The organism is Sphaerospermopsis sp. LEGE 00249, from assembly GCF_014299995.1.
In the GTDB taxonomy this organism is placed as follows: domain Bacteria; phylum Cyanobacteriota; class Cyanobacteriia; order Cyanobacteriales; family Nostocaceae; genus Sphaerospermopsis; species Sphaerospermopsis kisseleviana.
Window position 1 is genome coordinate 1 of record NZ_JACJUZ010000050.1, and the last position, 13,418, is coordinate 13,418.

The window sequence follows — 13,418 nt, forward strand, 5'->3', positions numbered from 1 at the left end:
GGACTGGGGACTGGGGACTGGGGACTGGGGACTGGGTAATCAATTTTATTTTTCCCAATCACCAATCACCAATCACCAATCACCCATTACCAATTACCACTATTGCACAGAAACTAACAGATTTTGATTAATTGTCATTTCTAAATCAGTGTTAGGTTCAATGGCAATTAAATCCACACTATTTCTACCAAAGAAAAGACCAATCAGCGCCCCAATACCAGCACCTCCGAGAACTTCTTCTGTAGCCACGGCGCGATCGCCTGTCACCGCAGATACTGCTGCTGCTGCTCCTGCTCCCAATATAGTATTTCTGATAATTGAACTGGTGCTAGTGCCTTTCCTCACAGTTTCCACTTTGGTAATCACATCAGAACTAGCACTCACATTATATTCTTGCCCTGTGGTTAAAACTAATTTTTGTGCTACAAATTGAGAACCACCTTGAGCCGGTCTAAGTTCACCTATCACCTGACTCCCCGCAGGAATCACTACTCTACCATCTTGGGTAATTACACTTTGTGATGTAGTTAAAGTTAAAGGTGCAGTTTCATCTTTAGTCACCAGAATCTTTTCAGCCCGTTCATACTTGACAGGAATCACTGTTCCTTGGGGAATGGTAACAGTTGTAACTGGTGGTGGTGTGGTTTGCAGAGCTACAATATAAGGTGAGTTAATAGTTGCAGCCTGATTAGCACTCACTAAAGCTTGGTAAATGAAAGCCGCTACTTGCGCTCTGGTTGCAGTTACACCAGGATTGAGAAATCTCACATTAGGATAGTTAACTACAATACTTCTTTCAGTGGCCGCAGCAATGGGAGTACGAGCATAGCCGGAAATACTTGCAGAATCATTGAATAATCGTAGAGTGCTTTCCACATTACCAGTAGCAGCATATTCTAAACCATTAGCCAAAGAAACTAAAACTTGTTCACGGGGAATAGCTTGATTAGGTCTAAAAACATTGCCAGGATATCCTGATAAAAAACCAATAGAGTAAGCTTGTCTAATGGCGTTATATGCCCAAGAATTACTAGGCACATCATTAAAATTGATAGGTTGCCGTTGTGCAGACTTGCTAAAAGCTTTATTAATCATGGCTGCAAACTGCGCCCGTGTCACTGGTTCTTCTGGACGAAATGTACCATCAGGAAATCCTGCAATTACACCCCGTTGTGATAATTGTTGAATAAATTGTGATGCCCAATAATTAGATGAAACATCAGAAAAACCAGTTTGTGCTAAGGTTGGTGCAGATGTTATTAAAGGTGTTACACTGCCAACTGTGACACTCAAAGCCATGACTAAGGCTGTTTTTGATTGCAAGCGATTTAAAGTAAACATTGATTTTACTCCTGTAAAAATTATAAGAATGAACAAGGAACAGGTAACTTTTAACAGGGGATAGGAAAAACATTAACAGTCTTTTGCTATCTGACTTTGATAATCACTGTTTGTCCTAACCTACCTAGTAACTGCTTTATTTGTTTTTTTTGTTATCTACTCTGTTAACTACTTAGACAATTTTCACCTTAAACTGTTCCCAGTTGTTTCTTGAATTTGTAAATAGTTTTACTTTTAGGTTTACTGTCATTGATAGAAATACGAATTTAGTAACAGCAGTGAATTATGACTTTAGTCATCTACTTTAGTCATCTATTAAATATTGTTTTTAACATAAAATCAAGCGATCGCACACAATATTTGCAATGGCGATCGCTTTTTCAGCATCATAAAACTCACGACTGCAATTAAGTTAAGTCTAGTTACGAGATAGTACCAAATTAGACAAAAGTGTGATATCTAAATCCTCTTCCGGCTGCAAAACGAAAACATCAGCCTGTTTCTTCCGCAACAGCACACTTGCTAAAGCACCCGCAGCAGCACCACCAATAGGTTCTAAAGTTTCAATTTTCTTGTTACCTGTCAGTAGTGAAATCACAGTAGCAGCACCAGCACCGATGGCAGCATCAGTTAAAATCTGTCCAGTATCACTACCCTTAGAAATTCTTTGCGTTTGGGTAAGAGTTTTAGAATTAGCATTAATCTGCTGCCGTCTTCCACTGGCAAATACTAATTCTCTAGCTACAAAGCGTACACCTTTTTTATTGTTACTGTTAGGCAGGTTCACAGGTTGTAACTCCCCTACCACCTCAGTATTAGCCGGAATCAACACATTTCTGTTACTGTCGATAATATCATTAGCTATTCTCAGAGTCAGAGGTAATTTTTCTCCGGGATTCACTATTACCTTTTCTTTTTCATAAGTCACAGGCAAAGTGACATTTGCCGGAATCGTAATAGTTCGGGGTTGGTTAATATTGAATTGTCCCTGATTAAATTGTGCCTGAGCAGGAGCAAAGGTAAATAAAGGGGTGACAGCACCTGTAGTAATGGCTATTGTCATCAGTGCCGCAGTTCCAGACTGCCAACTCATAAGACTTCTCATATATGATATTTCCAATGATATGGATAGATTTGATGACGTGGGTTGACCCGGATAGTTTCTTCTATTATCAGTTATCCGTTAGCAGTTGACTGTGTTTTTCAGGGTGACACTCAGTTTCCCAGTTACCAAGAGGACAAAAAAGATGAGTAAGTACATTATTTTTAAAGCTGAGGATGCAAGCTCTCAACAGTGGGAACAAATGCTATTAGCTCACACAGGTGCTTGTACTGATATACTTGCAGAACATTACGATGGTTCCAAAAAACCAATTCCCCAACCAGGATACAGACTAAGAGATTTTCACACAGTTGAAAAATTTATTGATCCTCAATTTCCAGGTGCGAGTACCCATAGCAGGGTAGGTGATTGGGAAGTAACAAAAGTTGAAGAATATGTACCTAATTTACCTACAGGTGGTTTTGAATCAGTAGTGATTTGTTATTGTCACTACTCTCCTATGGTTACTCCACTAGAACCATTACCCAGACTTCAATTTGCACAAGAATTACAGCAAGTTTAGACAGCAAATATACAACTACTGATTCCCAAAACAAACAAAACAGCCCACAAAAATCAGCATGACAGATGAGATCAAACCCTGCCAATAATCTGTATTTTTGAGGATTACCCAAATGAGTGAAACAGCTACTCAAGTGCCTATAAATACTATTGTTCCTATGCTGAATGCAATTAGCGATCGCCAATGGGAGCAATTTAAAATGTTAGAAACTGATTTTGTACGTCAGTATGGTCTAGAAGTATGGGAAGAAGTGTTTAATTTCCGTCTCAAACCAGCATTAGATAAAGATTCAGACCGTTGGTTGTTGGTTCAAAAATGCAGCCAGGGTATTAAATCAGTAAAAACAGTGACTTAGTTGAGGCGATCACCTACCTACGGCTAGTTACCAAAGGTAAGTCCTATGGGTAATTTGGTAACAGGTGAGAAAATCCTAGTTTTAATCCTGTTCATCCTTTAATCCTGGAAATCCTGATTCTGACAATTTCCCAAACAAAAACCCGCCCTGGGGCGGGTTAAAATTTGTAGGTTTTATGAAACGTCTACTAAGCTACTAACTCAACTTAGAAGCTGAAGGTTGTACGCAAAGTACCTACATAAATTGTGTCGTTGTTATCGTTGTGTTCAGGATTGAAGATCACCAACAAACCAGGAGTAATCAAAATGTTGTCGGAAACCTTCATCTTATACAGACCTTCTAAATGGTAAGAAGTGCTGGCTTCTTTAGTAATACCACCACTACCACCAGTAACTTTAGGTGGTTGACCAAAGACTAAACCAAGAGTGTTACCTTCTCTACCAAAGTCTTTCAGACCTAATGTGGCTGCCCAGTACCAAATATCTGCACTTGCAGCAGGACCAGTGACAGTATTAGCAGTTGTGTAACCAGCCCAGCCGCCTAATGTAATTTTAGCACTGGGGTTAAAGGTAAACTGTAAACCGTAGTTGTTAGATTCAACAGGAACAGTAGAATTTCCATTTACTGTTGCACTACCTGTGTTACCCAATAAGTTCACCTCACCAGCAGTCTGATAAGATTGAGCATAGGTGAAACCTAGATTTAAGGCTTTATTTGGCTTGAATGCTAACTGACCAAAAATAGTGCTACTACCATCAAACAAACCTTCGCCAATAGCAGGATTAGCAGCCTGATTTCTACCTCTAGCAAAATAAGCTGCACTTAAAGTCAATGGTCCTTGAGGATTAACGTTAACAGTGATACCTGCACCATCACCAGCTAGGCGATAGATAGGGCTGAAACGTCCATAACGGGATAGCGCACCTGAACCACTGCTTCTGAAGTCAGGGTTGAAAACGTTCACGTTTTCATTCAACTCCCCACCAACAGCGTCAATCCTGACACGGATTTTTTCACCAAAGTTGAAAGCGTAGTTGAGTTTGTCAATTTCAACTGAGTTCCCAGTACCAGTACCAGTATTAGCTTCATAGCCTAAACGGGTCATTCTAGTCCCAGTCGAAGCAGATCCAGTTAAACTATCCAATGATTGAATATTTCCAGCCTGTAAACGGGTTTGCAACACATCAGTACCCATGAAGCTGCTTTCTAAACTCAACCGCACCCGGTTGGAGAAAGTTATGTTGCTGTCTAAATTAGGATTGTTATTGGGGTTGTTGTCTTGATCAGCTTGTTTATCCCCAAAAGCCTGAGACACACTGAAAATCGCTTCCCCTCTCAGCTTGGTAGTAGTAGAAAACTGATTAGCTTCTAACTCAGCAGTACGAGCTTCTAAAGCATCTACACGACCACGCAGAGTTGCTAGTTCAGCAGAAAACTCTTCTTGTAATCGTTGCAAGGTAGCTAAATCTTCCTTGCTTACCATGTCAGCGGTAGCTGTAGCAATCAATTCGTTAACTCGGTCTAAGCAAGCATTCAAACCTGCTGCAAATTCATACCGACTCAAAGCACGATTACCGCGGAAAGTACCATTAGGATAACCTGCAACACAACCGTAACGCTCAACTAATGACTGCAAAGATTGAAACGCCCAGTCAGTGGGTTGCACGTCGGAAAATTGAGAAACGGATGTTACTTGACCGATGCTATTAGCTTCTTGAGATAACTGTGCAACACTGGTTGCTTGTTGATTGACTTCGTTTGCTAAGGCACTGTTAGCAGACAGCAAGGTAGCTGCAATAACTGGACTAACTTTTAGAACATTCCAAAATAGTTTTGTCATGTTTTTACTCTCACTCACACCTAAGGAATTTTGATGATTATGATAAAATACCCGAAGTTTTCAGGGCATTTACACATAAAAATCTTTGTATTCACTATATATTATTTATGGTATCCAGCACAAGTCCCAAATTAATATTTTAAGTTAATTTTTGGAAGAAATACTGGTTAATTGGGTCTGTAAATTCAGCACAACACTGCGTCTATGACGTGATATTTTTCCTTCTTCCTCAAATTTCTGCAATAGTCGTGTAACTGTGACTCTCGTTGTGTTCAACACCTCTGATATCTCTTGATGTGTAAGATTTAAATCAATCAACTTACCCTGTTCTATATCCCGACCAAATTTTTCACTCAACCACACCAAAAATTTCCACAACTTTAGAGAAGTTGGCTTACGATGTAATATGCTTAAAAGTTCCTCTGTTTGCTGAATGTAGTGCAATAATGCCTTTATCTCTTCATGCCAGAGATGGGGCGGTATCAAAGTCGCTTCTACACTGGTCAAACACTCAATATGGTAGGGGTTGACTTTTGACAAAGGATAGCCAACTATATCTCCTAAACTCCAATAACCCAAGGTGATATATGTTCCATCTTCATTCCAAGTCAAGGTACGAACTAACCCTCGATCAATACGCCACAATACATCATTGCTGACTGGAATTATTGACCGACGAGTAAATATTTGTTGGTTTAAATGTTTGTTTTTAGGGTAGATGAGGGTTTCAGTTGTGGAAAACATCATTTTTAGTTAGATGGGTATAATAGGTATAAATTTAAATAACGTAAGTTGCTAGTTCTGCAAGAAAGGCTCTCAAATCGAATTAAGAAGGATACGTAGACAGCAAAAAAGCAGGGAACACCATTATAATTCATTCTTTCTCCTGACTCCTGACTCCTATTCCTAACTAGCAACTTGGGTTAATAGATTTTAGATGGAAGATATTTTTACGCTATCTTGCATTGACTGTAATATTAAAAGTTTAAGAATAGGTAAGCTTTTAGTGAAATGTATGTTATTTAGGGTTTGCTGAATAAATATGAAAACTTTACAGGTAAAAAGCAAGATATATCAAGGGTTAGTAGCTAGTTACTGTTTTCTTAACCAATACTAACAAATACTCACATTTACTGAAAATTTCCTGTCATCTTTTGCTTTGTGACAGAATTACAGTAAAATCACTGTATGCTACTAGGATTCAAAACCCAACTCAAAGTTAACAAGCAACAACGACTACTACTGGCGCAACACGCAGGAGTAGCCAGACACGCTTGGAATCAAGGGTTAGCACTGTGTCAACAGGTATTATTACATAACAAACTGCAACCAGAAGACAAAATCAAATTTCCCACAGCCATAGATTTACACAAATGGTTAGTAGCAGCCATTAAATCTACCCATCCTTGGTATTATGAAGTGTCTAAATGCGCCCCTCAATACGCATTAAGATATTTGTCAGATGCTTTTAAATCTTTCTTCAAAAAAAGTAAAGGCTTTCCTAAGTTTAAGAAAAAGGGTAAACATGATTCTTTTACCTTAGATGGTGTCATAAAAATTGACTACAGAAAGGTAAAAGTACCCGTAATTGGTTGGATAAAAACTTATGAAATTCTCCCTAAAGGATATCAACCGAAATCTGTCACCATCAGTAAACAAGCTGACAAGTGGTTTATCTCTTGGAAAATAGAAATAGAAACGACTCAAACCCAGAAAAATCAGGAGTTTGTAGGAGTTGATTTAGGAATAAATCATCTAGCAATATTATCAACAGGAGAAGTATTTGATGGAGTAAAAAGTTATAAAAAGTATGAGAAAAAGTTAGCAAGAATGCAATATTTGAACCGTCATAAAAAAGTAGGTTCAAATAATTATAGAAAAGCCCAAATCAAAATAGCAAGATTACACCAAAAAATAGCCAACATCAGAAAAGATACATTACACAAAATTACTACCTATATTAGCAAAAACCACGCGGTGATAGGGATAGAAGATTTGAATGTATCAGGGATGTTAGCGAATGGGAAATTATCAAAAGCTATAGCTGATATGGGCTTTTATGAATTTAGAAGGCAGCTAGAATATAAAACACAACTGTATGGTAGTAAGTTAGTAATTGTGGATAGATTTTATCCCAGTAGCAAAACTTGCTCAACTTGTGGAGAAAAGAAATCATCACTGTCATTATCTCAAAGAGTGTTTAAATGTGATAACTGTGGCTTTGAGATTGACAGAGATTTAAACGCTGCGATTAATTTAAAAAAAGAAGCGGTCAGATTGATCGTGTTAGCCTGTGGTCAGTGAGCGAAGTCGAACTGTGGACTAGATAGTGCCGACACTGCTAGGGTGAAACAGGAAGAAAAAGCCGACTTTTGTTAGCATTAGTTAGCTTTTTTGTATCGGCTACAGGCTAATAAAGAAAGAAATTAGTGCAAGGGTTTTGAAGAATAGATTGGAAAAACTGTGCATTTCTAAAATCTAAAATTTTCTTCCCCATCTCCCCTGCCTCCTACCTCCTGCCTACCGTTGTCCTGTGACAATATATGCAACTCGTTGTCCAATATTAGTAGCGTGATCTGCCATTCGCTCTAAACAGCGAATTGCTAGTGTTAATAGTAGAATTGGCTCAATAATCCCTGGAACATCTCGCTGGGATGCTAACATCCGATATAAATTTTCATAAGCACTATCTACAACATCATCCAAAAATTTGATACGCCGACCACTGACTTCATCTAAATCTGCTAAAGCTACTAAACTAGTTGCTAACATTGCTTGGGCTTGGTCAGACATCAGCGCAATCTCTGTTAAACAAGGATGAGGTGGATAAGGAAATATTTTAATGGCTATTTCCGCTAAATCCTTGGCATAATCTCCAATACGTTCTAAGTCTCGTACTAATTGCATAAAGGCACTCAAACAACGTAACTCTTGAGGTGTAGGTGCTTGCAGTGTCATCATGGATGTACAATCTGATTCTATTTGTCTATAGAAGTGGTCAATTTTTTTATCTAATCGAGGAAGTTCCTCAGCTGCGGTTAAATCGCGATTAAATAAAGCTTGATGGCTCAGGCGAAATGATTGTTCTACCAAAGCTCCCATACGCAATATATCACGCTCTAAACGCCTAATGCTGCGTTCAGGTTCAGGTCGTTCAAAGTTGGGATTATAAAAAACAGCTTTCACATCTTTAATCTCAAAATTTTATATATTCTTAACTATAGTCTTCACTTAGTGGGTTTGCCATGACTTGAGGCAGGTGAATTTGTATCCAAGCACCACCGGTTTCGGGATGGTTCATGGCCTTGATTGTGCCACCGTGGGCTATGATAATCTGGCGGACGATGGACAAACCTAAACCACTACCAGTAATTGCGGTTTCACTACTTTCAGGCTCATGGTGTCTGGCTTTGTCTCCTCGGTAAAATCGATCAAAGACGTGGGGTAAATCTATAGGCGCAAAACCAAGACCAGAATCAATGATATTAATTTCCAATAATTGAGATTGATGATCGTTCATCATAAATTCACTCACAGAAATCACGTTAACTTCAATGTGAATATTAGTGTGAGGGAGGGTGTATTTAATACAGTTATCTAATAAATTGACAAATACTTGGTGAATGCGGGATTTATCAGCTTGGATGCTGATGCTTTCTAAACCGGAATAAGAAAGATTAAGATTGTGATATTGCGCTAATGGCTCTAAATTTTCCCACACTGAGAAAATCAGCGATCGCACTTCCACCGTTTCCAGATGTAACAACATGGTGGAGTTAGTTTCCATTTGTGTTAGTTCTAACCAACTTTGCACCAAATTAATCAACCGGTCAACTTCCTGCATCAAACGCTTCACCCAACGATTCAAGGGCGGATCTAAACGGCTTTGCAGGGTTTCTGCTACCAGACGAATAGAAGTGAGGGGTGTTCTCAGTTCATGAGCGAGATCAGAAAAAGAGCGATCGCGCTGCTGATTCATATCTAGCAATGGTTGGCGATTTTCTAAGAATACACCCACCTGTCCTGCTGGTAAAGGTAAACTGGTAGCCTCCAAAGCCAAAGGCTTTAACTCTAACATAGCTTTAGCATGATCACGGGAAGGGTGAAAAATCCATTCTCGCACCTGGGGTTTTTGCCAATCACGGGTTTGCTCAATTAATTGATCAAGTTCATAAGACCTTACCAACTCTAACAGTAAGCGCACCTGTCCAGGTTGCCACCTTTGCAGATGCAATATTTCCCGTGCTTGCTGATTACACCATAATAGTTGATTTTCCTCATCTACTTGCAAATATCCTAAAGGTGCAGAATCAAGCAGTTCTTGGTAGGTTTGCAATGACAACTGCAAATCTTGTTGCTGTTGCTTCACCATTGACATTTCCTGCCGTAAGCGGGGGAGTACAGGCAATGCTATTTTATAAGAATGGGAGTTTAAAGGCTGGATCACTCGCTCCAAATAACTATTGAGTTGAAACTGTTGCCAAAGCCAAAAACCAAGGCCGACTGCCAAACCCAGAAGAAATCCCAATAAGAACATTTGAGTCGTTAGTTGCTATTTAATTACTCAAAACTAACAACTATATGCACCAATTAGCCAAAACGATAGCCAAAACCTCTCACAGTCACAATATACTCTGGATGGCTGGGATCTTGCTCTAACTTTTCCCGTAACCAGCGGATATGCACATCTACTGTTTTGCTATCACCTAGAAAATCAGGTCCCCATACCTGATCTAACAATTGCTCCCGTGACCATACTCGACGAGCATAACTCATAAATAGTTCCAGCAAGCGGAATTCTTTTGGTGATAAATTTACCTCTTTTCCCCGCACCAACACCCGGCATTCTTGAGGATTCAAACTAATATCTTTATACTTGAGTACGGGTATTGATGGTAAATTACTTAAACGTTGCCGACGGAGCAGGGCGCGACATCTAGCCACCAGTTCCCGCATACTAAATGGCTTGGTTAAATAGTCATCTGCTCCTACTTCTAAACCCAGAACTCGGTCAGTTTCACTACCCTTAGCACTGAGAATCAAAATAGGTACTGAGTTACCTTGATGACGCAATAACCTGCAAATATCTAATCCATTAATTTGCGGTAGCATCAAGTCTAAAATTACCAAATCAAAAGCAGATTCCTCTGAATTGGATTCGCAATTTCTGAGATACTCTACAGCAGATCGGCCATCATTAGCAGTGATGACTTCATAACCTTCTTCTTCCAAAGCCATAACTAGCATTTCTCGGATGAGTTCTTCATCTTCTACTACTAGAATGCGGCTAGTTTGTCCAAGTTCCGCTTTAGCAGAATATTTAGTTAATTCAGTGGTATACATTGATAGCACAAGGTTTTGAGACTGTACTCGTCTTGATAATTGCTTAACTACTCATCATCTACATTGATTGCAGAGTAGCTATTTTGGGCTGATTGTATTGAATATCACAACTCAAATATATCATAAATCACATTTCCTAGCAATGAATAAGTATTTTCGACGACTTTAGACATCTCCAGAAAAAAATTATGGAACTTATTTATGGGGGCTGGTCGAAGCTTATGGGATATCTAGATGTCTGATTTTTCCGTTAAATTATCGTTTAAAAATAAAGGTACAAAGCTAGATCCCATGAAAAACACCTAAAAAATTAAGGTTATTCAGTACATAGTATGCAAAATCAATCTCAAAAAACTGCGGAAGGCTTAATATACATAAGACATAATCTACAGATATTGAATATTATTACAAAAATTGCCTCTTTACCCTGTTCTCTGTTCCCTCTTACCCAATTAGTAATTTAGCATAACAAGTACCGAAGAACCAAAATTAATATACTTGAAAAGGTCATAACTTGCATTTTCATATCCATATATTCCCTTTAAGCAAAAGCTCAAATTGTTACCATAAATAATAATTGATAATTGACAATTATCAATTATCAATTATCAATTATCAATTAATCTATTCTGTCTTTGGTTTTCCTATTCCTTTTGGTGGTTGTGGTCTTTTGCTTTTGGGGGTATTATTTGGTTGCCCTTTTGGGTTATTTTGTTTGGAATTACTGTTTTGGTTAGACATGAGATTTATCTGTAATATTTAGTGCCGATTTTATCTACATCAGCAATATCTATTATTCCCGAAATCTATCAGAGATATTACTGATGTCACCTATTTAGGGTTTGCTGAAAAAATGCAAAACGCAGATAAATCAAAAGTTTGAGGCTGATAAATAGGAAAAAAGTGCAAGGGTTTTGAAGGGTATACGTGAAAAAGTGTGCATTTTTTGGGATTTCGAGAGATGGAAAAGGAATTTTCAAACTTCCTCCTGACTCCTGACTCCTGACTCCTGACTCCTATCCCCTCATGGAAAGACTTTCTCAGCAAGTCCTATTTAAGCAAAGCTAGAAAAATCCAAATTGGGTGGAATATCTTGAATACGTCCAGGACCAATGGCTTTTAAAGCTTCATTTAACAAGATATCCCCAGTATACAAAGCTTTACCCACAATTACACCTGTGACTCCTTGGGGTTCTAAAGATAATAAACTTAACAAATCGGTAACAGAACTAACACCACCAGAAGCGATGACGGGTATAGAAATTGCTGCTGCGAGTTCTCGTAATGCGTCTAAATTCGGTCCTTGTAATGTACCATCACGGTTGATGTCGGTGTAGATGATAGCTGCTGCACCTAATTCTTGCATTTGGGTAGCGAGTTGGGTAGCTAAAACTTCCGAGGTTTCTAACCAACCGCGTGTAGCAACTAAACCATTACGGGCATCTATGCCAACTATAATCTGTTGGGGAAATTCTTGACAAAGTTCTTGGACTAGCTGGGGTTGTTCGACTGCCACAGTTCCCAGGATACCCCATTGCACACCGAGATTAAATAATTGTACAACACTAGAGCGATCGCGTAAACCTCCACCAACTTCAATGGGTACTGAGACTACATTACAGATGGCTTCAATGGCTGCTAGGTTAACGATTTTACCAGCTTTTGCCCCATCTAAGTCAACTAAGTGTAATCTTGTTGCACCTTGGTCTACCCACATTTTCGCAGTTTCGGCGGGGTTTTCGCTGTATACTTGCGATTGTGCATAGTCGCCTTTATATAGTCGTACACAACGACCTTCTAATAAATCAATTGCTGGTATTACTTGCATAATTGGTGATTGGTGATTGGGTAATTAATTTTATGTTTCCCCATTATTACCTATTCCCCATTCCCACAAAAAGACTTTCTCAGCAAACCCTAAGAGGTTGTTGGAAAGTTACGCTGACGTTAACACACCCTACATTTACTGAATCTATGACTTGGCTATACTTCTCACTGGCGGCGGCTACCTTTGAATCTCTGCGAGATGTCTTGAGTAAAGTTGTGACAAATAAAGGCAATCAACCCTTAGATGAGTATTTAGTTGCGTGGGCATTAAGGGCATTTACTCTAATTATTTATATTCCTTGGTTGTTATTATCACCTAACCCAATACCTACCATCGGGAAAGATTTTTGGTGGGCTTTGTTAGCTGATGCTACTCTATCTACTATTGGCGGCATTTTATATATCAGGGCGTTGCGTTTTGGAGATATATCTTTAACTATACCGTTAATGGGATTTTCGCCGTTATTTTTAGCCATCGCTTCTCCTTTAATTCTCAATGAGTTTCCTGCAAAATCACAACTTATAGGTATTTTATTAATCTGTTTTGGTGCATATTTTTTAAATATAAAGCCCAAGGAAAACAATTATCTCGCACCGTTAAAATCTTTGATAACTACCCAATCTTCTCAATTAATGTTAATAGTAGCTTTTCTCTGGGCTTTAACTACTTCTTTTGATAAAATTGGGGCAACAAATTCCTCGCCATTATTTTTCTCAGCTTCTCTCTATTTTTGTACAGCTATCATGACTTTGCCTATTGTAATCTTATGCTCTCCTAATTGGTTTTCTAAGTTAAAAAGTAATTTCTATAAATTGGTTTTATTAGGTAGCTTAAAAGCACTTGATATGTGGTGTCATGTGATGGCGATCGCATCTACAGTAGCAGCAAATTCCGTGGCGGTAAAACAAAGCAGTTTATTGATGACTGTAGGATATGGCTATTTCCTCTTTCATGAAAAAAATATTAAACATAGATTCTTAGGTTGTATTATTATCATTGTTGGTGTATGTGTATTAAGCATTTTTTAGAGTATTTTTTAGAGTATTTTTTAGAGTATTTTCTAGAGTATTTTCTAGAGCGATCGCT

The 13,418-nt window shown here is 38.6% G+C and carries 13 protein-coding genes; 5 read left to right on the forward strand and 8 right to left on the reverse strand.

Going from position 1 to position 13,418, the window contains the following annotated elements; all coding sequences use genetic code 11:
* Positions 1 to 99: 99 nt before the first annotated feature.
* On the reverse strand, positions 100 to 1,341 hold the full coding sequence (locus H5968_RS16740; protein ID WP_187040857.1) for an S-layer homology domain-containing protein: 1,242 nt from the start codon (positions 1,339 to 1,341) through the stop codon (positions 100 to 102).
* A gap of 285 nt (positions 1,342 to 1,626) precedes the next feature.
* Here H5968_RS16740 and H5968_RS25790 point away from each other — a divergent pair, with 285 nt between their 5' ends.
* The gene (locus H5968_RS25790; RefSeq protein ID WP_255427166.1) at positions 1,627 to 1,752 is read left to right on the forward strand and encodes a hypothetical protein; all 126 of its coding nucleotides are present in this window, start codon (positions 1,627 to 1,629) and stop codon (positions 1,750 to 1,752) included.
* Between the two features lie 7 nt (positions 1,753 to 1,759).
* Here the strand turns inward: H5968_RS25790 and H5968_RS16745 are convergent, their stop codons facing one another.
* Entirely contained in the window at positions 1,760 to 2,446 is a 687-nt protein-coding gene (locus H5968_RS16745; RefSeq protein WP_187040858.1) for a conjugal transfer protein TrbI, read from the reverse strand.
* Positions 2,447 to 2,588: 142 nt separating this feature from the next.
* Between H5968_RS16745 and H5968_RS16750 the strand changes: the two genes are divergently transcribed.
* A complete protein-coding gene (locus H5968_RS16750; protein WP_187040859.1) occupies positions 2,589 to 2,966 on the forward strand; it encodes a hypothetical protein in 378 nt (125 codons plus the stop codon).
* A 112-nt stretch (positions 2,967 to 3,078) separates the two neighbouring features.
* Entirely contained in the window at positions 3,079 to 3,321 is a 243-nt protein-coding gene (locus H5968_RS16755) for a hypothetical protein (protein ID WP_187040860.1), read from the forward strand.
* A 205-nt stretch (positions 3,322 to 3,526) separates the two neighbouring features.
* On the opposite strand, the gene H5968_RS16760 is transcribed toward H5968_RS16755, so the two are convergent.
* Both H5968_RS16760 and H5968_RS16765 read right to left on the reverse strand, forming a co-directional pair.
* Complete coding sequence (locus H5968_RS16760) at positions 3,527 to 5,161, reverse strand: iron uptake porin (protein WP_187040861.1); 1,635 nt, start codon at positions 5,159 to 5,161, stop codon at positions 3,527 to 3,529.
* 144 nt (positions 5,162 to 5,305) lie between these two features.
* The gene (locus tag H5968_RS16765; RefSeq protein ID WP_096572008.1) at positions 5,306 to 5,908 is read right to left on the reverse strand and encodes a Crp/Fnr family transcriptional regulator; all 603 of its coding nucleotides are present in this window, start codon (positions 5,906 to 5,908) and stop codon (positions 5,306 to 5,308) included.
* 441 nt (positions 5,909 to 6,349) lie between these two features.
* Here H5968_RS16765 and H5968_RS16770 point away from each other — a divergent pair, with 441 nt between their 5' ends.
* Positions 6,350 to 7,465, forward strand: a complete 1,116-nt coding sequence (locus H5968_RS16770; RefSeq protein ID WP_187040862.1) for an RNA-guided endonuclease TnpB family protein — start codon at positions 6,350 to 6,352, stop codon at positions 7,463 to 7,465.
* A gap of 216 nt (positions 7,466 to 7,681) precedes the next feature.
* On the opposite strand, the gene phoU is transcribed toward H5968_RS16770, so the two are convergent.
* From phoU to hisA, 4 genes are all read right to left on the reverse strand, one after another.
* The gene (gene phoU, locus H5968_RS16775) at positions 7,682 to 8,347 is read right to left on the reverse strand and encodes a phosphate signaling complex protein PhoU (protein ID WP_187040863.1); all 666 of its coding nucleotides are present in this window, start codon (positions 8,345 to 8,347) and stop codon (positions 7,682 to 7,684) included.
* 28 nt (positions 8,348 to 8,375) lie between these two features.
* Entirely contained in the window at positions 8,376 to 9,698 is a 1,323-nt protein-coding gene (locus tag H5968_RS16780) for a cell wall metabolism sensor histidine kinase WalK (protein ID WP_096572006.1), read from the reverse strand.
* 53 nt (positions 9,699 to 9,751) lie between these two features.
* A complete protein-coding gene (locus H5968_RS16785; RefSeq protein WP_187040864.1) occupies positions 9,752 to 10,504 on the reverse strand; it encodes a winged helix-turn-helix domain-containing protein in 753 nt (250 codons plus the stop codon).
* A gap of 1,054 nt (positions 10,505 to 11,558) precedes the next feature.
* Entirely contained in the window at positions 11,559 to 12,332 is a 774-nt protein-coding gene (gene hisA, locus H5968_RS16790) for a 1-(5-phosphoribosyl)-5-[(5-phosphoribosylamino)methylideneamino]imidazole-4-carboxamide isomerase (RefSeq protein WP_187040865.1), read from the reverse strand.
* A 146-nt stretch (positions 12,333 to 12,478) separates the two neighbouring features.
* Between hisA and H5968_RS16795 the strand changes: the two genes are divergently transcribed.
* Positions 12,479 to 13,360 (forward strand): EamA family transporter, encoded by an 882-nt coding sequence (locus H5968_RS16795; protein WP_187040866.1) that lies wholly within the window; start codon positions 12,479 to 12,481, stop codon positions 13,358 to 13,360.
* The last annotated feature ends 58 nt before the right edge of the window (positions 13,361 to 13,418 follow it).